Origin of the sequence: Marinobacter sp. Arc7-DN-1 (assembly GCF_003441595.1) — a bacterium.
Classification (GTDB): Bacteria; Pseudomonadota; Gammaproteobacteria; order Pseudomonadales; family Oleiphilaceae; genus Marinobacter; species Marinobacter metalliresistant.
On the sequence record NZ_CP031848.1, the window covers coordinates 2,040,094 to 2,065,602 of the forward strand.

The following is a 25,509-nucleotide window of genomic DNA, read 5'->3' on the forward strand; positions in this document are numbered from 1 at the left end:
AACAGTTGAGCAGTCGTGTGATCTATGCCGCCTAATACTGACAACGATATTTCTAGATCTAAAAGAAAGCCAGTTTTAGCAGCTATTTTGGCATCAATAGTCACAACTTCGCTCCTGTTATTTCTATTTTTAGCTAGTATTGTTTGGGTCCCAGAGCCAGTTCTGCTTGAATTTTTTGGGTATGAGCGTCCCGTAGGTATCACTGATTCAGCCGATGCTAATGATAGCCAAGTGCGGAAAGTAACCGGTGAGTTATCGGAAAAAAGAACAGTCATTAGCCTTAAAGAATATTGGGGATTTCAAAGCAGCTTTTACGAAACCGTAATCACAATTCTCATAGCGATTAACGGCTTAATAGCCGCCGCAGCTGTTCTTTATATAAGAGGAAGCTCCCATGAGAAAGCTGAAAGCGCTGCAAATGAATATCTAGAAGGCCCTCTTTTTAAATATATATTAAATGATTCAGTATCTTCCCAGTGGAAAGAACAATTACACAGCGCCCAAGCAGATATCAATAATATAATTAAAGATCTTGAGCTCTACCCCGAAACCATTGAAAGGTTGAGAACAAATTACGAAAGACTTCAATCTGAAAACAAAGAATTAAAGCAGCAGATTCGCGTGATCGCTGAGCGCATAGCATCTTCCGACACGTCTGATAACGAAGGAAGTGCTTTTCAAATAAAAAGTCAGGAATGATCTATGGCATTTGTTAGAAAGGCAGTAAAAGAAAATCGAGTACCCCCAGAGTTTGAGGACCTTTCTACTCCTGAAGATGTTGTCAAACTTGCAAAGAAAAAAGGTATTTCGACCTCACCTCTAAATGTTTCAGAGCTTTCAATGGAGCTCGGCATTATCGTACGTTTCGAGCCAATGCCCGACGATGATTCTGGCACTCTTTTTAAAGAAAAAAAGACTGGCCAATGGGTAATGATAGTTAATTCCTTACATCACCCCCATCGACAGCGATTTACAATTGCGCACGAAATTGCTCACAGGATTCGTCATGCAGCTAATCAAGATGAATTCAATGATAAAGCATTCTTCCGCAATGGCGACTCAAACTGGATGGAAACAGAGGCCAATAATTTTGCTGCGACAATTTTGATGCCAAAGGAAGATTTTACTAAAGCTGTAGATTCAGGAAAAACCAAAATAGAAGAAATTGCTGCTCATTTTCAAGTTTCATCAATGGCGGTCAGAATTCGCGCAAAAGCCCTAGGTTTTGATGGGCACGGCTTATGAGCAATTATAAGTACTTCCCTATTATTAAGACTCGAGACGCAGAACTTAGATGTTTTGAACATATATCTGATTCTAATTTGAACCAGATGCTTCCTATTTATGAACTTACCAAATCAAGAAAGACTACTAAAACGCCTGATGGCGATATTCATAGACGCATGTCTAAAATAAAAGACTTACAGCATGGGCGTCCATTTATCTTGGACCTTAGCACTGATGAAGCATATTCGAACCCTCAGATAGAGCAACTTTTATCTGAGCGCGGTAGCTTTTATGAGTGGCAGATCTTCATCTTTGAATTATACTCAGAGCTTAATATTATTCCAATGATTCACGTATATGAAGACGACAATGGCATACTTGAAGAAGTAAAGAAGTTTGTCAGTTATGCATCCTCTAAAAAGAACCTTCTAGCTATACGTCTTCCTTTTGATCTTACTCCAAATGAAGTAGATTTCTATCTGAGCCCGATTCGTGACAACCTCAAAAATAATAGTAAACTGATCGTATTGTTGGATGCTGGCTTCATAAGACACGAAGCAGATGCTGATACGAGCAAAATATCTAACATGTTTATTGAAACCTTCCAAGCAGTTTCCAAATGTCTCAGTAACCGCCTTGAGGATGCAGTCATGCTTTGCTCCTCTTTTCCCTCAAGCCCAGCACAAGAGGGAGCTAAAAATGCAAGTAACCGTGCCGAAGCAGACTCTGAGGGAGAATTTACCATATATGAGGAAATTATTTATCAAGAAATTCTTATGGAAGGGGTTCACATCAAATATGGCGACTATGCGTCAATAAATAACGAACAAATAGAGATACGAGGAGGAACATTTGTCCCTCGTATTGATATCGCTTTACCCGATGGAAAGACGTTCATCTACAAGCGCTATCGTCGAGATGATGGCAGCTATCAAAGATGTGCCAATAAAATGATTGAAGACGAACGCTACGTGAATAATAAAGGATGGGCGGATGAGGAAATTGCTCTTGCAGCATCCGGGAAACCTACGGGAATCAGCCCCGCCTATTGGATTTCCGTTCGCATGGAATACTATATTAACTCCAGATTGAAATTAAGAACGTAGTACGAGCTCAGTAGGCGCGCTTCTCGTAATTGTCTGGATGTCATCGGGACTAAAAACAGAATTCACGTCCCCTTTGAGCAACTCCATTGAGGGTGCATATCGCTCAAACAGCTGCGTCCTTGAATGCTCATAAAGATTTCTCAAGGTACAAACCTCTGAAGCTTGTTTACACAATTCATGCTTCGAGCGTAAGTCGCTCCTGCCAGTCAGTTTCCGCAGAGTGTCCGAACTCAACACACTTGCCAACGCCTCCTTGTTCAACCGTTTATAATGTTTGGAACGGCGAACAAAGCTAACTTCTCCATTCTGAACCATTACAATTCCAAATGATGACGGCACGGTCTTTCTAACTGAAGAAATATTCTTGGCCACACATACGACGTAGCAGAAATCAAAAAAATCCTTATAACTTTCTAACTGATAGTCCAATCGAGATACTTTGTCCCCCTCGGATTTAATTTCGAAACCTGTAGCTTCGTTACCAGATAACATAACTATGTCAGCCCTCCGAGTCCCATAAGAAAATGGGACTTCAGCGGCAAGAACAGCATGAGGAAATTCACTATAAAGGGAAGCGACAAGGCTGATCTTGATCTGAATTTCATTCACTGGACTTGCACCTGTATAAATAAACAGTATTATGAACGAACGATCGAAAAATGCAACATCTGCGTTCGCTTCAATAATTAATACCTCCAACCGTATACCGGATTGCGAGTGTTGTGTTACCCGCCCCTCCGGAGGATTACGTTGAGAAGACCTTTGACCTTTGCTTCCTCCACGAAAAAACTCCCGATAAACCCTACGGTCCTGACATCAATCCTCTTGGAGTCCCAAGCATTAAAGGACTATCATGAATCCACTGCGGTTTCGCTATGTCAGATTAAACCATGTCCACGTCAGGAAAAATAACCCGTCGATTGCGGTACATGAGGCGGGGCGTCCCGTTTTCCATTAGCCAGTTCCATGAACTTGGCTCCTCTGCGTCTATACAAAAAACGCTGAGCAGGCTTGCTCAAGAAGGCGTGGTCGAGCGCGTGGCCAAGGGACTCTATGTTCGACCCAGGTCCCTGGCCAGCATGCCATCGATCAAGATCACGGCAAGTGCTGAACAGATCGTTAAAAAATGGGCACAGCAGTATGGCTACACTCTGGTAAGGCAGGGTGTTGAGTCCGCCTATCGACTTGGGCTCCAGAGACAGGCTCCCGTCAGAACAGTGTTCTGGAGTAACGGTGCCAACAGAACGTTTTCAGTTGACAATGAAGTTGTTGCGGTTCGGCATGTTGCGGAGTCCAAGCTGCGATGGAAATCACGCCCGGAAGGTGAGTTGTTGCGAAGCTTCACTGTCACCCCAGCCAATTCCGTCAAACTTAGCGAATTGAAGAATGCTCTTTCTAGGCTGAAACTTTCCGAAGCCGAGGTCCGCACGGCAATCAAAAAGCTGAAAGCGGTGCCACTGCCGGAAGGATGGCAGGTCAAACTGGAGCAGCTTGAAAAGGAAATGATGGCTTGACGGACATTTTCGAGTTTTTCGCGACCCGAAAAAACATGATGACCTAAGAGCCATCCCGGACTTTGGCGCCCAAAAACATGCCGGGATCAAACTCGACAATCCAGACAAGTAAAGGCAAGCTGGAAAACACACTCGGAGTCCGACACACAGCCAATATTCCCCATGAAAAAATAAAAGGTAACCAGGATGGGTGGCCCGCTAACCGGGCTACCCTCTGCGACCTACTTATGCGAAGTCTCAGTCAAATTCTGAACCTTCCTCAGACTTGCCTTGATTGATGACGGTCCCGAGGAGCACTCGTCCAATTTAAAAGGATAGAACTCCTCAACCACCTGACTCATTTCATCCTCATCGTATTCAAACAACGCATTACCAAATCCCTTCACAGCTGCGGAATCCAGCCCAGCCTGGTCAACACCCTCCTCTTTTACCAGCATGGCCTTTTCCCTTGCCTCAGCCACCGCTTCCAGCAATGACACCCCCTCCTTGATCACCAGATCCACATAATAGATCGGCGTGCGATGACTTTGTGTCGTACTTTTGCCCCGCAGCTTCAATTCCAGCGGCATGTACGCCAATAGACCACCAGAGACTGCCTGGTAGTAGCTCAGCCTGGCAGCGAGGGTTCGAATGCTGTTGTAGCCGGTCGTCCGGAAGATAAAAGTCCCGAGATCATCGTCGTCACCGACCTTGACGTTCAAGCGGCCATAGGGCTTGCACAGGCCACCTTTGCCGAACTCGCAGAGTGTTGGCCCCGGGCATGGCAAAGACTGCACTCCTGACTGCGTCAGGCGCTTACATGTGTCGCCATTACCTACACACATAGGCCGCCCGCTTTTCCGGTCGAACATGGTGTACTCGGCCCGCAGATTCAGATCAGCGTCGTTGAACAGCATTCGTACCGGGATTGTCCGCAGTTTCCTATTTGGGGCATTTTTTCTCAGTTCCTCGTCCATGGGGTGAGGCACCCAGCCATCCTTTTCCTGGATCTGGGAGGTGATGGTAAATTGATCGTCTTTCTGCGGTAGCCGGATGCCGTTCTTTTCAACGACCCTACCGATGCTAATACGCCCCAACACGGGAGGCGTGATGGCTAAACCTTTAATCATGATGACTCTCCTGTAAAAAGGACCACGGGGCACTCGTCATGCCCGCGTGGCCAATGGGGTATTCATGCTTGGATGAGGAATCGACGGCTTCCTGGCTTCGTCAGTGGGTACTGTTCCAGAATCTCTGGCTGATCCTTCAGCAGCTGTTTCACGTTAAGCCCAACGGAATCCTTGCTCCGCTTCCAGCTCACGCTGCCACTCGGGAAGGTTGCCTTTGAGGCTTCTCCCATCTGACTCTCGATTCGCTGTTTCAGGTGGGATTCGGTAGAGCTGAGGGCTTCCATTTCCTTGCGGATTGCCAGCAATTCGTCGAACGCATCAGACAGCTCTTTGCTTTGGCTGAAGTCCAGGGTCTCTCCTCTGTCCACTGGGTACAGATGGCGCAAGGCACGTTCAGCTGAATCGGTTCCATCGACCGGTGGCGGGGTATCCGTTTCCACGAAATCCCAGAACTGGCGCTCCAGCACGTACAGCGCTTCGATGAGCTCTTCATTCCGTTCAATCCGGTAGATCTTCAACTCCTGGCCACACAGCAGAACGCACACGTCCGCCGCCTGTTTGCCGGTGACTGCCAGCTGGTGCTGCACCTGGCACTGGATGTAATCCGGCACACCCTCTTTCCAAAGACGTGACCCGAACTCCCCTGCCGTTTTGCACTCAAGGATCTGCACGTCCTGATCGGCCACCACGGAATAATCCAGGTTGGCCAACATCCAGTGCTTTTCGGGATCGGAGTGCTGCAACACTGCATTGACCCGGCGTACCTTTCGGCCAGTCTTCTGGCTGTATTGCTCAGCAACGATCGGTTCCAAGATATGGCCCCAATAAACTGGTGACGATGGATCGTCCGAATCCGGTTTTGGTAAGCCAGCGTCTCTGCCGGTTTTAACCATCCAGAGCTCAAGCTGGGATTGATAAGGGTTCATGCCAACGGCCGCAGCGGCATCGCTACTACCAATGCCCTGCTTGCGGACCTTCAGCCATTCGTCGCGACTAAGGCCCTTGGTGGAGACCAGGCGTAATGCTGGCTGTTGTTTCTGAATTGTGTTTGCATTCATGCCCATAGTGTTTTCCTCCAGACATAAAAAAGCCCGCCAGAGCATCAGGCTCCGGCGGGCTTTATGGCGGTTTTGAGATTTGTGGGATTGGCTCAGGCCACCAGTGACATGGCCTGCTCTAAAGCACGGTTCTTTACAGCGGCACCGGTTCCGAACCAGGCGGAATCCAGTCGGTGGTCCACGGTTTTCGCCCGGTGTTGGTGATCGATGAACTCAGTAACGGCATTCAGCAGGCCGTAAGCCGTACCTTCTGAAGATGCCAGGTTGGCACCCATGCCCTCGCCTTCATACAGACCCAGAGCCCTCGCCATGGATCGCTCGTTGGTTTTGCCGACGCCAGTACCGGAATCATCGGTGAACACCTTGAGAAAATAGTTTCTGGCCTCGGTGGCCTTAACCTTTCGTTCGCTCAGGGCCTTCAAGCGGTACATGAAGTCATCCCAGGACGAGACAGAGATACCCAGTTGCCTCTTCACCAGGTCAGCATCGAAGGCCATGTTGTGCTTCACCTTGACGGCATTTGCAGTAGAGCCTTTCAAAGCAACCGCGAGAGTGTTGTTGCACACCACGCGGATACTGGTGAACTGAGCGATGGTTGCCATAGTGCCGTCACACGCGGTGGCCAGTAGCACATAGGCATTAGTCTGATCGTTGCCCTTGAGCATGCCAGATTGTCCGGTACGGGCGAGTGCCCACATTTTACGGCCACCTTTCAGAACACCTGCAGTTTCAAGCTCAAAACCCGATATCTCGGTCAGATCCCGATAAAACTCCAGAATCTCTTCAGGCTGGACCACTTTGAAGCGATTACCGACTACCGACAAGGGGGCCTTGGTATCCGAGCGGTAAAGCACCTTGCTATCTGGGTAGGACAGGATTTCACCCAGGCTGCTACTGGCATTGGTGACATAGCGGACAGGACTTTCCTGGATCTGCCAGTCCAGGCCCGCTTGTTTTGCCCAGACCTCCAGGGGCTGATTGGAAGTCAGTTCATTCCCCAGACCATGCCAGGGGGTTTGGCCAACGTAGGCCATTTGCTCGATGAGATGAGCCATGGTTGTTCTCCTGTGGAGTTTGCGAGGGGGATCAGTGGATATCGTCGCGGGAGTCGGGATCGGTACTGAAGGAATAGCCGCAATCAAGGCAACGGAGGTTATCCAGCACACGGTCATCCAGGACGTCGCCCAGAATAACGCCAGCGGACGCACCGGTAGCACCACCCAGTAGCGCGCCGATGACAGCACCACCGATACCGCCAACTGTCGCACCGATAGGACCGGCAACGATACCGAGGGCAGCACCTGCTTGGGCGCCAGCGGTTGCAGCGGCATAGCCGCCATAGGTACCTGCAGACGCACCGACTACGCCAGCGGTTTTCTTGCCGTAGTTGTTCTTACCAATCCGCCGGGACAGGCAGTTGGGGCATTGTTCGGACATTGGAAATTACCTCTGTGAATTGGGAGAGAAGGCACTGTCAGTGCCCTGGTTCACAGAGGTGATATATGTGTCAGTTTTATTTGAATAAGTTCTGCCCTGACATACAGAAAGATTTCAGCCAATATGAACAGGCATTTCCGGAGTTAATTGCGCGCTGCAGCTCAATGATGCGAGCCACCTAGGGAGTTTTATGTTTATAGAGAGCATCAGTCTTACCAGCTTTCGGTGCTTCGGCCCGATTTCACAACGTATTGATTTGGACCCAGGCCTGACCGCGCTAGTGGGATTCAATGGTTCGGGAAAAACAGCACTAATGCAGGCGCTCCAACGGCTATTCGGCATCACCGGAGATCAAAGAAGACTTCGCCGTCAAGATTTTCATATTCCGAGCGACGAAAGCATATCTCCAAGCGAACGAAACCTTGCCATTGAAGCCGTTATAGCATTTCCAGAGCTGTCGTCTGACGAAGCTAGCGCACGTTCTGTTCCTGAATTCTTCCATCAGATGGCTGCTGATGAACACGGAAACCTGAAATGCAGAATCCGCTTAGAAGCAACATGGATAGATGATGGCTCTCTCGACGGAGCCATCGAGCAAAGGTATTTTGCTGTCAAAAAGTTTGGAGAATTCGAAGACGCGGACTGCATGGACGTAAAAGCTACAGACCGAAGCCGAATCCAACTGATCTATGTACCGGCTTCAAGAGACGGGGCATCCCAAGTGACCGCATTTTTGCGAGGTCGGCTTTGGCGGGCAATTAACTGGTCAGATGGTGTAAGAAGTACATTTGTTGAAGCAGGCTCGACTCTCAATGCCGCATTCACGGGAGAGACGGCTGTAGATACTGTGGCAAATGCCGTGAAACGGCGATGGCAAGAGGTCCATACTGCCGGCACCGACACTACTCCGATATTTCGGCCTATCGATCTGCGATTCCAAGAATTCATACGTAAAGTAGAGGTCGTCTTCCATCCGGATGAAGCGGGTCGAGAGCGAGCCCTTGATGATCTAAGCGATGGCCAGCGCTCGCTTTTTCATCTAGCAATGACGGCATCAACCCTTGATGTTGAGACCAGCATTTCAAACGATTCCACTAACGCGGGATTCCAGCCTGGAGGCATACCCCTTCCTGCACTCACTTTGATAGCCGTCGAAGAGCCGGAAAACAATCTCGCACCGTTCTATCTATCACGGATAGTCGGGCAGATCGTAAATTTAACTGGCGGTAATCATGCACAAGCAGTCCTATCAAGCCACTCAGCAAGCATTCTTGCGCGAGTCGATCCCTCCCAAGTAAGACATTTCCGGCTAAAATCACCTGACAGAACAGCGCAAGTTAAAGCAATAACATTGCCGGAAAACCAGGAGGACGCCTCGAAATTCGTACGTGAGGCCGTTCGCAGTTACCCCGAATTATATTTTGCCCGCTTCGTCGTTCTTGGAGAGGGAGCCTCTGAAGAAATCGTCATCCCGAAGGTCAGCCAAGCCATGGGGTGCGACATTGACCGCTCAGTAGTGTCAGTGGTTCCATTGGGCGGGAGGCACGTAAACCACCTCTGGCGCCTTCTTGCCGGCCTGGAAATCCCCCATGCCACTCTCCTTGATCTTGACCGGGGGAGAGAAGGCGGGGGTTGGGGTCGAATCAAAACCGCATGCTCTCAGCTGATGGAAATCGGGGTCACTCCACAACAGATTTTTCAATCTCCATCACCTAATGGGCCCTCTCATGATCTCGCAACGTTCGATGCGCGATCGGATGACGATTTAGCAGGACTGAATCAATGGTTAGGCTTTTTAAGAAGGCACAGCGTGTTCTTTTGTGACCCTCTTGACCTTGACTATTCGATGCTCCGCTCACTCCCCATGCATTATCAGGTTGTTGAGGATGGCCGAAACGGCCCGTCTTCCCAAGGGGACCCACGGACAGCTGTCCTAGGAGAAGGGGGAAACGGGAACCTTTATAGCGCAGACCACGATCAGTCCTTGCGTTGGTACCGCTACCTCTTCCTGGGGAGGGGAAAGCCCAGCACACATGTTCGTGTATTGAGCAGCATTCCCACCGAGCAACTGTCAGCGCAAGCGCCTGAGGAGTTGAAGGCTCTCATCGCAACAGTGGCTAACAACCTAACACCCCAGTAATCGAAGGTCGGCTCGAATGTTGCTCACCCAACCGCATCAATGGCACCCGCGAGGCATAGCAGACTTGGAACCAGCTGCGTGGCAGGCGCTAAAAAACGATAGCTCAACGTGCGTTATTGCCGGGCCCGGTGCAGGCAAGACGGAATTTCTGGCTCAAAGGGCTGCCTACCTACTTGAGACAGGAATATGCCCTGCACCATATCGAATACTCGCAATTTCATTTAAAAGTGACGCAGCCTCGAATTTAGGAGAGCGTGTAAATAAGCGGTGTCCGGAGGAATTATCGAACCGATTCTCCTCGGTGACCTTTGATGCCTTCACAAAAAGCCTAGTTGATCGCTTTCTTGCGGCCATACCGGCCGATTGGCGTCCGACAGAACGATATGACATTGAATTTCCACCACGCCGGAAGATCGAACAGTTCCTTGCGGGCTCCGCGGCTCAATGGCCAGGTGAGGTACCGGATTTCAGCCCAAATACCTTCGAGTCGCGTTGGGTCGGAGCTCATAGACTTCCCATTGCTCGTCATACACCTAAAACGGCCACCGAATTTATTATTCAGTGTTGGTGGGACGAACTTTTGCGGTCCTACCACTCTTCCAAGCTGACTTTTGTTGCGCTGAACCGTCTAGCAGAGCTCTTGTTGCGCGCGGTACCTCATGTAAGGCGTGCTTTGCAGCTAACGTACCCTTTCGTCTTTGTTGATGAATTCCAAGATACGACATATGCACAGTACGATTTTCTTCTTTCAGCATTCAATGGTGGAGAAATCAGCGTCACCGCAGTGGGAGACAACAAACAGAGAATAATGACTTGGGCAGGCGCCAGAATTGACGCCTTTGAACAGTTCAGCCACGACTTCAATGCGACCAGCATTCCTTTATTATTCAATTTTCGCTCTTCTCCAGAACTTGTGCAGATTCAACATGTTGTTGCCAAAGCTCTCGATCAAGGTGTTACCGAATCCAAGTCTCAATCAGTCAATAGAATAGATGGGGACGTCGCTCAGGTATGGTGCTCTACTCGAATCAGCGATGAGGTGGAGTACTTGGCCAGCTGGCTAGTCACCGATATGAGGGATAGAGGAAATACTCCTCGAAATTACGCCATCCTGGTAAAACAAAGGGCCGACATTTTCGAGAAGAACCTTGTTACCCCACTTATGAAACAAGGTCTACAGGTAAGGAACGAAAGCAAAGCAATAGGCAAAACGACGCTCCAAGATCTTTTATCCGACCATTTTTCCTGTACTGCAATCGCCATGATGCGACTAGGGGCTTCACGCCAGGCACCAAGGGCATGGGAGCTATGCGTTAACGCGGTTAGGGAGCTCCGAGCTGTTCCTCCATCTGACGACGTTGCAGAAAGACGCATTGAATCTGAATTCGAATCTTTTTTAAAAGACCTTCGCGAAACAATGGAGGGCCTAGCACCGACTGAGACCAACGCCCATCTGATATCGAATAAGATCGTTGACTTCTTGGGCCTGAAGGAATTTGCACGCTCTTACGTTCAGTACTCTACAGGGGATCTTCTGGAAATCATGGTAGAAGCCTTCTGCGAGTACCTTGCCGAATCTGCCAAAAGCGCAATATCTTGGGAGGCGTGCGTAGATTCATTCGAAGGGGTTGACCAGATTCCTCTGATGACAGTACATAAGAGCAAGGGACTTGAGTACGACACAATTGTCTTTCTCGGGCTTGATGATCAAACATGGTGGTCACATACACCAGGAAACGCTGAAGGGCTTGCAACTTTCTTTGTAGCACTCTCTCGAGCCAAACAAAGAGCAATCTTTACCTTTTGCTCAGAGCGTGGTGGTCGGGTAAAGGTAGATGAGCTTTTCCAACTGCTGACCTCTGCTGGGGTACCGGAGATCGATCTCATATAGAGCACATCACTAATTAGTAGCTAACTAATATTAACGGATTCCGATACAGGCTGGTTCGGTAAAAAGCTCCTCATGCAGCAAAATTGTGGGTAACATTGCGGGTAACGGCAAAAAAATTATTTAATAACTATAACTAAATCAATTTTTTAAAGATGTTTTTATAGGGACGCCGTCTCCACCAACCAACCGAAAAGCCCCTGATTTTAGGGGCTTTTTTCGTTCTACACCGTCCGGAATATCCACCACCAAAGCACCCCCGTCACGCCCCGGCCAGCTTAAGCACCCGCTCCAACATCGGGTCCTTGCCCTCCTCTCGCCCCTTCCGGCCAAGGTAATACAGGCGGATATGGGGCGGGATACCGACATCTTCATACAACTCGCCGTCGTAGGCCCGGTAGATCTCGTTGGATAAGGTCAGGTGCCAGCCATTAGGCAGGTGGCGCTCAAGGGTATCGGAGAGGATGCCATGGGTGGGCTCGCCAATCAGGGTGAGGCGGGGATGTTGCAGCAACGAGAGCACAAAGATTTCTGCAGCACTGGCCGTCAACTCGCTGGTCAGCACAAACAGGTTGCCACGGAACGTCCTGCTGGCAGGCGCGACATGGATGCTCTGTTTACCGGTTGTTAGTGGCCAATTAAAATGACCCACTACTGGCCATTAATTTTGACCCACCCCCGGGTGGCCGTCAGGCCACAGAACCAGCTACTGTCCCCCGCTTTTATCCATGGCCGGGGGCATGTCAGTGAAGGAGTGGGTTGTGATACACAAGATCAAGGCACTGCACGATAACGGCAAAGGGCTGTCGATCCGCGCCATCAGTCAGGAACTGGGGTTGTCCCGCAATACCGTTCGCAAGTACCTGCGGATGGAGGTGGATGCGATTTCAGAACGGTTTGCAGACCCCTCGCGGAGCAAGCGACTCGATGATCACCGGGATTATCTGGTGCATTTGCTCCAGCAGTTTCCCAAGCTCAGCGCCGTCAAGATTGCCCGCAAGCTGCAAGAGAGGGTTGGCGAGTTGTCGGCCTCGGATCGCACCATCCGACGCTATGTGCGGGTGCTTAAGGAGGAAGTGGCCTCGGCCCAGATGCGCTACTACGAACCCATTCTGGACGATGTGCCGGGTGTTCAGTGTCAGGTGGATCCGGGTGAGTTGCGCGGCGTGCTGATCGGTGGCGAAGAGCGGATTCTCCACTTCGTGGTGTTCGTGCTGTCCTTCTCACGGCTGATGTACGTGGGTCTGGCCTTCCGCCCGCTGGATACCCAGACGTTTATCCAGCTCCATGACGAAGCCCTGCGTTACTTCGGTGGCCTGCCAGAGGAGTGCGTCTACGATCAGACCAAGCTGGTGGTGATCAACGAGCAGTACCGGGAACTGACGCTAAACCAACGGTTCCATGAGTATGCCACCACGGCCGGGTTCCGGATCCATGCCTGCGAAGGCTATGACCCGGAGAGCAAGGGCAAGGTGGAAGCTGGCGTGAAGTACGTCAAGCAGGATTGCCTCTACGGTGAAGTCTTCCGGGACCAGGAGCACGTGCGCCAGCACGTGCAGGACTGGCTTGAGAGCGTAGCCAATGTCCGCATCCACGGCACCACCGGAGAACCACCCCGGGAACGCTTCGAACGGGATGAGCGAGAACACCTGGAGGCTTACCTGTCACCAGCTTGCGTGCAATCTGTGGCCCACGAGACACGTCGAGCCGACAAGACCGGCCTGATCGCCTGGAAGGCCAACAAGTACTCTGTGCCCATGGCCTGGCAGCAGGCCCGGGTGGGCGTTCTGGAGTCCGGCGGCCAACTCCACATCAGCGACCTGAACACAGGGGAAGTCATTGCCAGCCATGCTCTGTGTGCCGATAAAGGCAAGGTAATCAAGAACACCCACCACTACCGGGATCATGCCCAGCGGGTGGCCACCCTTGAGGGTAAGATCAACGACCTGATCGGCAGTGACATCGGGCCACGGTTGTGCCAACAGCTCAAGCGTTCCGAGCCCAAGATCTACAAGGACCAGCTGGTGGCTGCCCGTGACCTGCTCAAGCGCCATGCGCCCGTGGATCCGGCATTAATTACGACGCTGGCAGAGCGTCCCGGCATGACCGCGACACGGCTGCAAAGTTATCTGGAAGCAGCCCAGGCCGCCGTTCTCCGGGAGCGACAGCCGGAACCGCTATCGGAACCAAAAGAAACACTGGATCTGAGCGCTTACCGCCATATTGGCCGCTCCAGTGGCCAGGGGGTGACCCATGAGCCAGCTTGAACAGACCGTGGCCCGTTACCGCAGCCTGCGCCTGAGCGCGGCCGCCGACGAACTGACCAACCTGCTGGCCGAGGCTGAAGCCAACGAGATGTCCTATCTCAGCTTCGCGGACCGGCTTGCCGAGCACGAACTGACCCAGCGCCAGGACAAACGCATCCGCCGGAACCGGAAAATGGCTGCGTTCCCAGCGGAGAAGCGCCTGGAGGGCTTCGACTACCGGCACCAGACCACCATTACCAAACGCCAGGTCAATGCCTTGCTGGACTTCCAGTTCATCGACGAGCGAAACAACCTGGTGTTCATCGGTCCGCCCGGTGTAGGCAAGACCCACCTGGCCATCGGCATTGGCCACAAAGCTGTGGAGGCCGGCTACCGGGTGCTGTTCCGCAACGCTCTCGATCTGGTGGAAGAACTAGAGCTGGCCGAGATGAAGGGTGAGCTGAAAAAGCGGGTCAGCCAACTGGCCAAGTACGACCTGCTGGTCATCGATGAACTGGGTTACCTGCCCATGACGCGGCAGGCCCGGTACAACCTGTTCCAGCTGATCAACAGCCTGTACGAATACCGGTCCATCATCCTCACCACCAACAAGGACTTCACCAGTTGGGGCGAGTTCTTCCACGACGACAACGTGGCGGTGCCGATCATTGATCGGGTCATCCACCATTCACACATCTTTATGCTGGGAGGAGAAAGCTATCGGCTGAAGCAGAAAACGACAGGCTAGACTATGAAAGGTGGGTCAATTTTATTGGCCAAAGGTGGGTCAAAATAAATGGCCATTGACACCGGTGAAGCCGTTGCCATGGCGGGCTGCCTTGGTGAAAGCCAGCCGCTTGCGATCCATCAGGTAGGCGGCAAACCGCAGCGCGACACCATCATAGCCGCCGCCGTTGCCGCGGAGGTCCACCACCAGATTGGGAAGCTCGCCAATATCGGTGAGCACCTTTTGCATTATACCGTCCACGGCGTTCAGGTCTGCCGCTGGCTGGCCGGTCTTGCCACTCTGGCCAGCCATGGCGCGGATATTGAGGTAGCCGATGGCCTCGTTGAGCCGCCCCCACTCCACCAGCCGGTTGCCGCCATGGCTTACGCCATTCGCCAGATATTCCTCATGGATGACATCGTGCAGCCATTCTTTCAGGTCGCCCAGATAACTGGTGAGTTCCCGGTCATCACGGGCGTCTTCCAGCTCCCGGGTCAGCCGCTGGTATAGCGCGGGGTGGGCACCGGCGCTGTAGTGGCCCGAAGGTGTGTGCAGGCGTATATGGCCGTCCTTCAGTGGCCGCAGCATGGCCGCCATGGTGGCAAACAGGGTTTCTCGTGAGCTGCCCGCGTGAATTTGCGGGCGATAGGTGCGGTACACCTCATCCCAGGCCACGCCTTTGAGTTCAAACAGGGCATACTGCTCGGCGAAGGTTCGCCAAAAGATCTCGAAGTTGTACTCCGGGTCCTTGGGGTCATGCTTGAGGGTTTCGGAGGCACTCGTTGGTAATGCTTTCAGGCGCCGAAAGCCAATACGTGCCACGCCACTGACACGGTGAGCACTGAATGCCTGTCCGCCAGGGGAGACCTCAAGGTCTTCGTAATAATGACTGAGTTCCTCAAGGCTGCCCGCATAAAGCTTCCGGCAACTGATGGCGGTTTCCTCAAACAAGGTATACCGGTCACTCTCGATCCGCAGTACCTTACCATAACCTTGCGAGCGCCAGACACCCTGAAGGTTTTCGAAAACCGGGGCAGACGTGGCACGATTGCGCCGCTGGCTTAGCTTCATAGAGCACTCCAGGCCCGTTTGTGCGACGCTTGCAAGCATGGGCCCTGCGCCCGGGCATCGTAGGATCCTTACCAATAATTAGAGTAGTCAGTTCAACACTAAAAGGTAAGTAAACACCAACTTAAGGGAGACTCGCGAATGTCGATACTGATTACGGGTGCCAACCGTGGCATTGGCAGCGCACTGGCCACGGAGTGGCAAAGTGCAGGAGCCGAAGTTATTCCGACGGCCCGGAACTCCCCTGGCATGGAGCCGCTGGATGTCGCCGACCCGACCAGCATCAAGGCGCTGGCCCAACGGCTTGAGGGCCGTCCAATCTCCACCTTGATCTGCAATGCCGGTGTTTCTCTGGATAAATTCGATGATCTGGAAACGGGATATGCTCCGCAACTCTGGGCCCAGTCGTTTGCCGTCAATGTAACCGGTGTCTTTCTGGTGGTTCAGGCTTTGCTCCCCAACCTGCGAGCCAGCAGGGACGCCGGCGAAGCTCCAAAAATTGCGATCATTGCCAGCCAGATGGGTTCACAGAGTACCCCGGCGGGTAACCGGTTTATTTACAGGTCTTCCAAGGCCGCGGCCATAAATCTCGGGCGCAATCTGGCGGTGAGCCTTGAGAGGGAAGGTATAGCGGTCGGTATCTACCATCCGGGCTGGGTTGCGACAGACATGGGAGGCGATTCAGCAGATCTGACGTTGGAAGAAGCCGTGCCGGGCCTTCGCAATCAGATTGACAAGCTCACGATATCCGGGACCGGGTGCTTTAAATCCTGGGACGGGTCTGACTGTGCATTCTGAGTATCAGAAGGATTCTGTCACCATTTGAAACAAACCTCCTGAATTCCGTTTCACCATAAAGCTGCTACTATTGCTACAGAACTTTAGTCCCTGGGCTATGCAGCCTCCGGCAAGCGCCACACTGAACCAACCCCCTTGAAAAAGCTCCTGCCGCCGGGGGCTTTTGCATTTGAAAGGATCCGGCTTTATGTCCAGCAAAGCGAAGCAGACCCAGAAACTTCTGCTGTTCCGGCTTTCCGGCGAACGTCTGTTCGGCATTGGCACCCTGAAGATCCGCGAAATCCTGCCTTTCATGCGGTTGACCAAACTGCCTCACAGCCATCATGCGGTGATCGGTACGGCGACCTTCCGGGGTTCCGCGGTTCCGGTGATTGATATGGCGGCTGCAGTGGGCTATCCGCCGCTGAGCCGGGAAGAGCAGGAAAAGGCCTCGATTATTGTCACCGACATCCAGCGCCAGGAGATCGGCTTTCTGGTACGCAGCGTTCAGCAGATTATCGAAACCAACTGGAAAGCGGTGATGGCGCCGCCCAAGGCTTTGGGCAGCAAGGCCTTTATTACCGGTCTGCTGGACCTGGATGGCGATATCATCCAGTTGCTGGACGTGGAATTGCTGTTGGCCAAGGTGTACCCGGAATCACTGAACACGCAGGATGTGATGCTGACGGATGTTCAGAGCGAGACTCTCAAATCCCTGAACATCCTGATGGTGGATGACTCCCAGGTGGCCCGTAAGCAGTTGTCAGACGTGCTGGACAGCAAGGACATTCCCTATCAGGTAACCTCCAACGGCGATGACGCCCTGCAGATCCTGCTGAGGGATGACGAGCTGGGCCGACCCACGGACATTCTGGTCAGCGACATTGAAATGCCGGGGCTTGATGGTTACGAGCTGACGTTCAACGTGCGGGATAACTCGGCGCTGAAACAGCCCTACATTATTCTGCACACGTCATTGAACAGCGAGATGAGCCTGAGCTATGCCAACCAGGTGGGCGCCAATGAGGCGCTCACCAAGTTCGATGCAGAAGAATTGCTTAAGGCGATGCTGAGAGGGGCAGAGCAGGCCCGGTGAGCCCCGAACTCCGCAATAAAACTTAACCACTTACAGCCTGCAGGTCATCTCCGCCAATTCCTCGTCAAAGACCCGGCGGTTTTCGCTGTAATCCACCGGCACTTCGACCAGATGCACCCCGCCCCCGGCAAGGGCGCTTTCCAGAGTCGGCCGCAGCTCTTCCGTGCGGTTAATGCGGTGCCCGTGGGCGCCGTAGGATTGAGCGTAGGTGACAAAGTCAGGGTTGCGGTAGTCCAGGCCAAAATCGGTGTAGCCTTCCTGCCCCTGCTTCCACTTGATCATACCGTAGGCGCCATCACTGATGATCAGCACCACCAGGTTGAGCTCAAGGCGCACGGCGGTTTCCAGCTCCTGGCTGTTCATCATGAAACCGCCATCGCCACAGATGGCCATCACCTTGAGATCCGGGTACAGCATCGAGGCCATCATGCCGCTGGGCAGGCCGGCGCCCATGGAGGCCAGGGCGTTATCGAGCAAGACGGTGTTGTTGTCGTAGGCTGGATAGTTTCGGGCAAACCAGAGTTTGTACATGCCGTTGTCCAGCGCAATGATGCCGTCCTCCGGCATCACCTGGCGGACGTCATGGACAATCCTCTGGGGAATCACCGGGAAGCGGGGGTCTTCGGCCCGTTCCTGCAGGTGAGAGTCCACCGCCTGCTTCACCTCCATCAACCGGGTGAAATCATGATTGGAACACTGGCCACAATTCTCCGCCATGTATTCCACGCTGTTAGCGATATCCCCCACCACTTCGTGCTGGGGGAAATAGACAGGGTCCACATCGGCCGCGCTGAAATTCACATGAATCACTTTCTTGCCACCGGGAGTCATGAAAAATGGCGGTTTTTCCACCACATCATGGCCCACATTGATCACCAGATCGGCGCGGTCGATGGCACAATGCACAAAATCGCCGGCAGAGAGCGCGGCATTGCCGAGATAATGGGGATGCCGTTCATCGATAACACCTTTGCCCATTTGCGTCGTAAAGAACGGGATGCTGGTTACATTCACCAGGTGAAGCAGTGCCTCGGACACTCGCTTCCGGTTGGCACCGGCGCCAATCATGATCACCGGGTGCCGGGCTTCACGCAACATGTCGCAGGCCATTTCCAGGCTCTTCTGGCTGGCCGTGGGCCGGCGGGCATCGCTGGGTTTGAAGATGTGGGTATCAGATTCCGGCTTCTCGGCTGCGATATCTTCTGGCAACTCAAGATGCACGGCTCCCGGGCGCTCTTCCGAGGCCAGCCGGAAGGCCTCCCGCACCTTGGCGGGTATGGTGTTGGCGTTACTGATCTGCCGAGTGTACTTGGTCAGCGGCCGCATCAGGTCCACCACATCCAGAATCTGGAAAAGGCCCTGTTTGGAGGATTTGATCGGCTTCTGGCCGGAAATCATCATCATGGGCATGCCGCCCAACTGGGCGTAGGCCGCAGCGGTAACGAGATTGGTGGCACCGGGCCCGAGCGTAGATAGGCAGACACCGACCCGGCCCGTCAGCCGCCCGTAGGTGGCCGCCATAAAGCCGGCCGCCTGTTCATGGCGATTGAGCACCAGTTGGATACTGGAGGTCCTCAGCGCTTCGAGAAACGCGAGGTTTTCTTCACCAGGCACCGCGAAAATGTATTTGACGCCTTCATTTTCCAGCGCCCGGATAAACAGCTCGGCTCCGTTACGGGCCGGATGTTGCTCGTTGGCCATGCGCTTCCTCTCGATCATGAGCTCCAGGTGATCAGCAGATTTCGGAATCACTCGGTTCTGGGTGGCTCCGCCTGGAGAGCATGGGCATCCGCGGGCACCCGGTCTGCACCCCAACTGCGATACACACCCTCTGTTACGCGGCGAAGTTCATCATCGCTCACTCCTGCCGGCTCACCCCGTTCCAGTGGATCATAGTGAAAAATGTAAAGCCGTGAAGTGAACATTTCAAAGGGCAGTGACGATTCCCCGAAGCGCTCGCCGCAACCGGAGGTACTCACCTGTACTCCGTCACCCCAGTTCTGGCCGCTGTCGTTGTTCGGGTTGAAGAAATACACCCGCATCTCGCCTTCCGGGTCCAGCGTCACCCGAAGAACGGTAATGGCGTGCCAGCCAATGAACCGGGCGGCACTGTCGGTAACCGCGATGCCGGCCGGTTGGGGGTGTATCAGCGGCTGATTGCCGTTGTAGTAGGGATGGTAACTGGCGTAAAAATGCCGGATAAACCCTTCCAGGTCAGTGAGCTTGCCGGTTGCCACATCCACATTGATGGCAAAGCCACGCCCGGCGGACCAGCCGTGGAATTCAGGGTTCACCCATTTATGGGGGTCGCCTTCACGGCCGATGCATAACCGGCCCATCTCAGCGTAGATCCGGTCCAGGTGTGGTACCACCACAAGAGAGACCGGATCGAGGTCCAGAGTTACTTCCGAAGCCACGCCGCCCGCGCTTCGGGCAGAGGAAACCGGCTGCCCCTCAAAATGCATGACGATTTCATTGTCCCGGGCCGCCCAGGCGACCATCTGCAACAGGTAATCCGGGTCGTTGTAGGCCCACATTGACAGGGCACGGGCAGACTGGCAGGTGGGGTTATTACCCTGCCCCACGCCCAGTGGCTGCCCCAGCATGTTCAGCACGCCCTGTATCAGCCAGGCAGCAGGCTGGGGCTGATAGCCATAGGCAAACTGCAGACGCTCCCGGGCCTCGGGGCAAACCGACAGCCGCACCTGGCGCCAGATCGCCGGCGCCACCGGAGGCTGGTACAGAATACCCCGCTCCAGAAGCAGGGCCAGGCCGTAAAGGCCCTGGGCTGTCTCGGGAAAAATGGATTCCTCAATCAGGGTGCGCACCAGTTCGCTGTAGCAAAGCAGGCAGTCCCGCCCGGTGCCTGAAAGCCCCAGAGCATCACTGAGCAGCGAATTCCGATCCTCGAGGATAAAGCGAACAAAACAGGCGTGGTAAGGCGACACCAGGCCGGTGTCGTGCATGGACCGGGCAAAACCGGTAGCTTCGTTCTGTAACGCAGCGCTGTCCATGGATTCCAGCCGTTGCTGGTATACCGCCGTGCCCGGGTCTTCGCTGCAGGCCCGCGTAGGCCCGTACAGGCTGGAAATCAGCCGGTCGGCACCACGGCCGGCACTGCCCAGGTCAGCATCCGGATCTGCCCGGCAGATTGCGATCTGGGTGATCATCCGGCGCACGTCACTCACACGGATCGGCCGTTGCTCGAGAATGCGCCAGATCTCCTCGATCAGGCTATCGATGACGTGTTCATAGCCGATATGACTGGCCACATACTGAACCAGGGACTGACTGATCAGCGCCAGCTTACCCTGCTCCCGCTCCGCTTCGCCGGTCATCCCGAACAGCAGCCCCAGATTAATAGCCAGCACCTGGGTCAGGTAATGATGGGCCTGCTCCGCCGAAACGCTCGGATGCAGGTAGCTGCCCCGGGCTACCAATAACAGACGGAGCTCACTGAAGGCTTCAATCACCACGGTGTCGGCATTCTGGCTCTGCAGCGAGAAGGTGGTGAGTGAAGGCAGAAGGGTGGCGGGATCGGCCCAGTCGGTGCCGTCAAACACACCGGCCTCTTCAAGCCGCTGTGCTCGCGCCTCGATGGCCTGACATCCGTCCGGCTGCAAAAGCACACGCCGGGCAATATCAAACAGTTTGGGAAGTTTGCCGGCCTTTGCAAAAGGCCGGCTCTCTTCCATCGCCACAATGGAGTCGTCCAGTTTTTGCACCAGCTTGTCAAAGTTGACCACTGGTGCATGACTGACCGGTTGATTTTCACTCAAACGAGATTCCTCAGGGCCTGCATCAAACCCATTTCATTAATGCATGCCTCGATTATACATAGAAATCGAGTTCTTCCTGATGTTTGAGCAGATCCCGCATGACGTAGGGATCTTCACCGAAGAAGTAAACCAGCCCCCAGTGGGTACCGAATGCGGTGCGCTTGGTGACCGTCTCTTCCATCGGCGGTGTCAGTTCATGGGATTCAAAGTACTCGTGATTCTCGGTTTCTTCCGGAATCTCGAGGCGGCTGACCACGCGGCGACGCGGGTAAACACCGAAACAGCCGGCGTAACCTTTGGCATCCACCACTTCTTTCGGGAAGAACGCGGCGATTTCCTCTTCGGTGGTTTTCGGATCGAACGCCAGGATCATGCCCTGGTAGGCGTTGAAACCGTAGGCCCGTTCCAGCAGCTCGAAGACCTTGAAGCCAGGCGGCCGGTACGCCACCTCACCAAAGTACATGGTGCCATCGCTGGTCACGAAATACTCCGGATGGACAAAGCCGAATTCAATATCAAAAGTCTTGATCAGCTTTTCGATCTCAGCGGTAATCTGGGCACGGTATTTTTCCAGGTCCGGCGTGGCTGGCACGAATACCGAATAACCAAGAGTGACGTACTCGGAAATGTTCAGGAAGCGGATCTTTCCGTTGTGGATCCAGGCCTCGACAGCGAACTCCCAGCCATCCAGGTGGGACTCCATCAGTACCGGAAATTCCTCATCAGGAATGGTATCCACCTCATCCGGGGTACGAATCACCCGATGCCCCAGGCAGCCGGCCTTGTCGAAGGCCTTGAGGTGAATGGGGTCGTTCGGATCCCCGTCCAGTTTCAGCAGGGTCTGGTTCACCCGCTTCAGGAAGCGGATGACGTCATCATGGTCATGGGCTTCTTCAAAAATACCCACCCGGATACCGCCCAGCTGGGCGCGGCGTTTCATCAGTGCCTTGTCGCGCAGCAACATGGCCTGGCCAAAGAGCCTTGGATTGCCCATCAGCACCGAGTTGATGGCTCCGGCCCACTCTACGGTCTCTTCAAACAGGGGGATGGCAACGTCCACTCCCTTGTCCTGGAGGATATGGGCAATCTCGACGGAACGGTCATTCAGGCGTTCGAAGTTCCAGGGCACGTAAGGAATATCGTGCTCTGTGCAGTAGGCCTCGGCCCAGTCGGGCGCGACGACCACATAGCGGCGGTCGAACTTGTCAGCCGCTTCAATGGCATTCAGGCTCCAGCCCAACAGCGCGATATACCCTTTCTCAGGATTGTAGTTTTGCTCGGTCATAGGCTCACTCCTTTACTCAGGGTTTGCCTTATAACCCTACGCGGACAGCACAAAATCGCAAATTTTGTGCCCTACTTAACCCAAAAAAGCACTGTGACTGCCTGGAGCGAATCCAGCAACCACAGTGCTTTCCGGTTTCTTAGATCGTTTGGGAATATCAGCCCAGTTTCAGGGTAGACAGGGTCCGCTCCCGTACTTTGGTCAGCAGCGCTTCATCATTCACCAGGGACTGGCCATAGGACGGCACCAGTTCCTTCATGCGCCCCTGCCACTGCGGAGTCCTGATCTTATCCGGGAAGCAACGCTCGATAACGTTGATCATCGCATTGGCCGCCGTGGACGCTCCGGGCGAGGCTCCCAGCAACGCTGCCAGGGTGCCGTCTTTGGCCGCCACTATTTCGGTGCCGAATTCCAGCTTGCCGCCACCACCATCAATCTGCTTGATAATCTGTACCCGCTGGCCGGCCATCCGAAGCTGCCAGTCTTCCTCTTTCGCTTCCGGGAAGAAATTGCGCAGCGATTCAACCCGGTCCGGGTGCGACTGGAACACCTCACCAATAAGGTAGCGGGTCAGGTCCATATTGCTCTTGCTGACCGAGAGCATTGGCCTCAGATTGGTGGGTTTCACCGAACCGAACAGGTCAAAGATGGAGCCCTGCTTGAGGAACCGGGTGGTAAAGCCCGCAAACGGTCCGAACAGCAATGCCGGCTCACCGTTGATGATACGGGTATCCAGGTGCGGCACGGACATCGGGGGCGCCCCGATTGGTGCCTTGCCGTAAACCTTGGAGTGATGCTGCTCAACGATGTCCGGCTTGCGACATACCAGCCACTGACCACTGACCGGGAAACCGCCGTAGCCAAGGGCTTCATCAATGCCGGATTTCTGCAGCAGCGGCAGGGCACCACCACCGGCGCCCAGAAACACAAAGCCGGTCTCCAGCTTGATCAGCTCTCCGGTTTTCTGGTTTTTGACACGCACTTTCCAGCGGCCGTTATCACGCTGGTCGATGTAATGCACGGGGCAGTTGGTCATCAGCTCGAAGTTCGGCTGGGTTTCCAGCCACTTGACCATACTGCGGGTGAGTGAACCAAAATCCACGTCCGAGCCGTGCCTGATCCGGGTGGCAGCCACGCGCTGCATCGGATCCCGGCTCTTGACCACCAGGGGCATCCACTCTTCCAGATCCTTCGGGGACTCGGTGTATTCCATTTCACGGAACAGGTGGTGAGCACTCAGACGCTCGAACCGGCGTTTCAGGAAGGCAACGTCTTTCTCACCCCAGACAAAACTCTGGTGCGGCGTACGATTAATAAAGCTGGTGGGCTCTGGCAGAATGCCCTGCTCAACCAGATACGACCAGAGCTGCAGCGACACCTCGAACTGGGCATTGATCTGCAGGGCGCGTTCGATGGCCACATCGCCATCGTCGGTTTCGGGCGTGTAGTTGAGCTCGCAGTAGCCGGCGTGGCCGGTGCCTGCGTTGTTCCATCCGTCCGTGCTTTCATGGGCAACGTGGTCGAGACGCTCCACCATGACGATGTCCAGGGACGGATCCAGTTGCCTGAGCATCATGCCGAGAGTGGCGCTCATGACGCCACCGCCGACCAGCACTACGTCTGCCTGTCTAACGGCCATTGGTTTTCACCCTAGCTAGTGTTGAGCTTTTTTGCCCCCTCACGATCAGCAAGAAGGCCTGTCGGAAGCCGGCCCGGCGCAAGGTATAAGAGCGCCGCCGTCTGCTTCCGGTCTGAATGTGGGCGCGATTATCCCGATTTTCGCCGAAATAATAAATTGCGATTGTCAATCGGTGCTTATGCGGGGGACTTTTACGCGCATTTTCCCGGCTTTGGTTTACAATAACACCGCCACTTTAGTCTGATGGTGATCCCAGGTCTTACATGCGTTACCTTACACACCTCCCGGAAGCCAGCGCCCAAGCCTGAACGCGAGCGCTGACACTCAAACATTTTTTTACCGAGGTTTTCTATGCTGATGGCAGTTGGCGCAATCATCGCCGGCCTGATTCTGCTGGTCTGGAGTGCTGACAAGTTCGTGGAGGGCGCTGCGGCGACCGCCAAGCACCTGGGTATGCCAACCCTGCTGATCGGCATGGTGATCATCGGTTTTGGAACTTCAGCCCCGGAACTGGCGGTTTCCGCCATGGCCGCCGCGGACGGCAATCCCGGTCTGGCCCTGGGGAATGGTTACGGCTCCAACATTACCAACATCGCCCTGATCGTCGGCCTGACGGCGATCATCGCACCGATTGCGGTGCACTCTCAGGTCATTCGCAAAGAGTTGCCCTTGCTGATCGTGCTGACGCTGATTGCCGGCGCCCAATTGCTCGACGGCGAACTGTCACGGCTGGACGGCTGGGTATTACTGGCGGTTTTTGCCGCGGTAATGGGCTGGTCCATCTATCAGGGCATGAAAGGCAAGGCCGACCCGCTGGCCGGAGAGACAGGTGCCGAAATCATCGCCCACCCCATGCCCCTGAAAACCGCCATCATCTGGCTGGTTATCGGCCTGATTCTGCTGATCGTCAGCTCCCGCCTGCTGGTGTGGGGCGCCGTCACCATTGCCCAGAGCCTGGGAGTCAGCGATCTGGTGATCGGTCTGACCATCGTTGCCATTGGCACATCCCTTCCGGAACTCGCCTCGGCCCTCGCTGCCGTAAAAAAGAACGAGCACGATCTGATCATTGGCAATATCCTGGGCTCGGGCATTTTCAACACCCTGGCCGTCGTGGGTCTGGCTGCCGCGATCCAGCCGCTGTCTGTTGATCCGGAAGTCCTGTACCGGGACTGGACATTAATGCTGGCGTTAACGGTGGGCCTGTTCCTGATGGGCTTTGGCCTGGCCGGCCGGCACAAACAGGTCAGCCGGGTTGACGGCACCATCCTGGTGCTGGTTTACGTGGCGTACACCGGCTACCTGCTCTCCACTGTGGTCACCGCCGGAGCCACCTGAACCTCCCCGGATAACGCACAAAATAATTGCTCAATTATTAGCCAGGCCCTATAAGTAATAAGGATATTACCTGCTCGC

General features: G+C 54.1%; 22 protein-coding genes. 11 read left to right on the forward strand and 11 right to left on the reverse strand.

The genetic code is table 11. The annotated features are described in order from the left end of the window. Window positions 1-24 precede the first annotated feature (24 nt). From D0851_RS09600 to D0851_RS09610, 3 genes are read left to right on the forward strand one after another with little or no spacing between them, the layout of a single operon-like run. Complete coding sequence (locus tag D0851_RS09600) at window positions 25-699, forward strand: phosphohydrolase (RefSeq protein ID WP_162893713.1); 675 nt, start codon at window positions 25-27, stop codon at window positions 697-699. Window positions 700-702: 3 nt separating this feature from the next. Then, complete coding sequence (locus D0851_RS09605; protein WP_117618452.1) at window positions 703-1,245, forward strand: ImmA/IrrE family metallo-endopeptidase; 543 nt, start codon at window positions 703-705, stop codon at window positions 1,243-1,245. Beyond that, the gene (locus D0851_RS09610; RefSeq protein WP_117618453.1) at window positions 1,242-2,333 is read left to right on the forward strand and encodes a beta family protein; all 1,092 of its coding nucleotides are present in this window, start codon (window positions 1,242-1,244) and stop codon (window positions 2,331-2,333) included. The genes D0851_RS09605 and D0851_RS09610 overlap by 4 nt, the downstream gene beginning before the upstream one ends. Here the strand turns inward: D0851_RS09610 and D0851_RS09615 are convergent. Beyond that, a complete protein-coding gene (locus D0851_RS09615; RefSeq protein ID WP_117618454.1) occupies window positions 2,322-3,032 on the reverse strand; it encodes a sce7726 family protein in 711 nt (236 codons plus the stop codon). The genes D0851_RS09610 and D0851_RS09615 overlap by 12 nt on opposite strands. Before the next feature lie 191 nt (window positions 3,033-3,223). Between D0851_RS09615 and D0851_RS09620 the strand changes: the two genes are divergently transcribed. Further along, window positions 3,224-3,847, forward strand: a complete 624-nt coding sequence (locus D0851_RS09620) for a DUF6088 family protein (protein WP_117618455.1) — start codon at window positions 3,224-3,226, stop codon at window positions 3,845-3,847. 221 nt (window positions 3,848-4,068) lie between these two features. Here the strand turns inward: D0851_RS09620 and D0851_RS09625 are convergent, their stop codons facing one another. From D0851_RS09625 to D0851_RS09640, 4 genes are all read right to left on the reverse strand, one after another. Then, entirely contained in the window at window positions 4,069-4,956 is an 888-nt protein-coding gene (locus tag D0851_RS09625; protein ID WP_117618456.1) for a hydrolase or metal-binding protein, read from the reverse strand. Window positions 4,957-5,018: 62 nt separating this feature from the next. Continuing rightward, window positions 5,019-6,020: a YqaJ viral recombinase family protein gene (locus tag D0851_RS09630; RefSeq protein WP_205422304.1), complete on the reverse strand. Its 1,002-nt coding sequence runs from the start codon at window positions 6,018-6,020 to the stop codon at window positions 5,019-5,021. A gap of 86 nt (window positions 6,021-6,106) precedes the next feature. Further along, window positions 6,107-7,069 carry a DUF932 domain-containing protein gene (locus D0851_RS09635; protein WP_117618458.1) on the reverse strand — a complete coding sequence of 321 codons (963 nt, stop codon included), beginning with the start codon at window positions 7,067-7,069 and terminating at the stop codon, window positions 6,107-6,109. Between the two features lie 31 nt (window positions 7,070-7,100). Beyond that, the gene (locus D0851_RS09640) at window positions 7,101-7,451 is read right to left on the reverse strand and encodes a hypothetical protein (RefSeq protein ID WP_117618459.1); all 351 of its coding nucleotides are present in this window, start codon (window positions 7,449-7,451) and stop codon (window positions 7,101-7,103) included. Between the two features lie 190 nt (window positions 7,452-7,641). Here D0851_RS09640 and D0851_RS09645 point away from each other — a divergent pair, with 190 nt between their 5' ends. Beyond that, window positions 7,642-9,591, forward strand: a complete 1,950-nt coding sequence (locus D0851_RS09645) for an ATP-dependent nuclease (RefSeq protein WP_117618460.1) — start codon at window positions 7,642-7,644, stop codon at window positions 9,589-9,591. Window positions 9,592-9,607: 16 nt separating this feature from the next. Continuing rightward, window positions 9,608-11,482 (forward strand): UvrD-helicase domain-containing protein, encoded by a 1,875-nt coding sequence (locus tag D0851_RS09650; protein ID WP_117618461.1) that lies wholly within the window; start codon window positions 9,608-9,610, stop codon window positions 11,480-11,482. 259 nt (window positions 11,483-11,741) lie between these two features. On the opposite strand, the gene D0851_RS09655 is transcribed toward D0851_RS09650, so the two are convergent. Continuing rightward, window positions 11,742-12,131: a S41 family peptidase gene (locus D0851_RS09655; protein WP_117618462.1), complete on the reverse strand. Its 390-nt coding sequence runs from the start codon at window positions 12,129-12,131 to the stop codon at window positions 11,742-11,744. A gap of 109 nt (window positions 12,132-12,240) precedes the next feature. Here D0851_RS09655 and istA point away from each other — a divergent pair, with 109 nt between their 5' ends. Continuing rightward, window positions 12,241-13,746 (forward strand): IS21 family transposase, encoded by a 1,506-nt coding sequence (gene istA / locus D0851_RS09660; RefSeq protein WP_162893660.1) that lies wholly within the window; start codon window positions 12,241-12,243, stop codon window positions 13,744-13,746. Continuing rightward, complete coding sequence (gene istB / locus D0851_RS09665) at window positions 13,733-14,473, forward strand: IS21-like element helper ATPase IstB (RefSeq protein ID WP_092034459.1); 741 nt, start codon at window positions 13,733-13,735, stop codon at window positions 14,471-14,473. Before istA ends, istB begins: the two co-directional genes overlap by 14 nt. Before the next feature lie 39 nt (window positions 14,474-14,512). On the opposite strand, the gene D0851_RS09670 is transcribed toward istB, so the two are convergent. After that, complete coding sequence (locus tag D0851_RS09670; RefSeq protein ID WP_162893714.1) at window positions 14,513-15,523, reverse strand: S41 family peptidase; 1,011 nt, start codon at window positions 15,521-15,523, stop codon at window positions 14,513-14,515. 138 nt (window positions 15,524-15,661) lie between these two features. On the opposite strand from D0851_RS09670, the gene D0851_RS09675 reads away from it, so the two are divergent. Together D0851_RS09675 and D0851_RS09680 are read left to right on the forward strand one after the other, a co-directional pair. After that, window positions 15,662-16,318: an SDR family NAD(P)-dependent oxidoreductase gene (locus D0851_RS09675; RefSeq protein ID WP_117618464.1), complete on the forward strand. Its 657-nt coding sequence runs from the start codon at window positions 15,662-15,664 to the stop codon at window positions 16,316-16,318. Between the two features lie 187 nt (window positions 16,319-16,505). Further along, complete coding sequence (locus tag D0851_RS09680; RefSeq protein ID WP_117618465.1) at window positions 16,506-17,393, forward strand: chemotaxis protein; 888 nt, start codon at window positions 16,506-16,508, stop codon at window positions 17,391-17,393. A 30-nt stretch (window positions 17,394-17,423) separates the two neighbouring features. Here D0851_RS09680 and D0851_RS09685 read toward each other — a convergent pair whose 3' ends face one another. From D0851_RS09685 to mqo, 4 genes are all read right to left on the reverse strand, one after another. Continuing rightward, window positions 17,424-19,094, reverse strand: coding sequence for an acetolactate synthase large subunit (locus D0851_RS09685; RefSeq protein ID WP_117620345.1), 1,671 nt, complete (start codon window positions 19,092-19,094; stop codon window positions 17,424-17,426). A gap of 47 nt (window positions 19,095-19,141) precedes the next feature. Further along, the gene (locus D0851_RS09690) at window positions 19,142-21,172 is read right to left on the reverse strand and encodes a hypothetical protein (RefSeq protein ID WP_117618466.1); all 2,031 of its coding nucleotides are present in this window, start codon (window positions 21,170-21,172) and stop codon (window positions 19,142-19,144) included. 52 nt (window positions 21,173-21,224) lie between these two features. Further along, complete coding sequence (locus D0851_RS09695) at window positions 21,225-22,457, reverse strand: ATP-grasp domain-containing protein (RefSeq protein WP_117618467.1); 1,233 nt, start codon at window positions 22,455-22,457, stop codon at window positions 21,225-21,227. Between the two features lie 157 nt (window positions 22,458-22,614). Next, window positions 22,615-24,096 (reverse strand): malate dehydrogenase (quinone), encoded by a 1,482-nt coding sequence (gene mqo / locus D0851_RS09700; protein ID WP_117618468.1) that lies wholly within the window; start codon window positions 24,094-24,096, stop codon window positions 22,615-22,617. A gap of 351 nt (window positions 24,097-24,447) precedes the next feature. On the opposite strand from mqo, the gene D0851_RS09705 reads away from it, so the two are divergent. Continuing rightward, a complete protein-coding gene (locus D0851_RS09705; protein WP_205422305.1) occupies window positions 24,448-25,431 on the forward strand; it encodes a calcium/sodium antiporter in 984 nt (327 codons plus the stop codon). The last annotated feature ends 78 nt before the right edge of the window (window positions 25,432-25,509 follow it).